Origin of the sequence: Planktothrix paucivesiculata PCC 9631 (assembly GCF_900009265.2) — a bacterium.
GTDB lineage: Bacteria > Cyanobacteriota > Cyanobacteriia > Cyanobacteriales > Microcoleaceae > Planktothrix > Planktothrix paucivesiculata.
In genome coordinates, this window is record NZ_LR735154.1 from 1 (window position 1) to 207 (window position 207).

Annotated in this window: 1 protein-coding gene; it reads right to left on the minus strand. The window is 35.3% G+C overall.

Going from position 1 to position 207, the window contains the following annotated elements; all coding sequences use genetic code 11:
* The coding region (locus PL9631_RS25910) for a transposase (protein ID WP_156090735.1) at positions 1–207 on the minus strand (207 nt) is incomplete at both ends.

The following is a 207-nucleotide window of genomic DNA, read 5'->3' on the forward strand; positions in this document are numbered from 1 at the left end:
TTGAGAAACTTTCTTAGCCATACGAGTCAGAAAAACCCAAACTAATAAAGCGCAAGCAATGTGGTTTTTTTGAATACTCGCTTTACGGCATTGGCAAGATTCTATCCCCGTTAATTGTTTAATTTCTCGGTGAAATTCCTCAATTTTCCATCGCAGTTTACATTGAGAGATGACTTCATCTATTGAAGACTGATTTAAATCATTTGT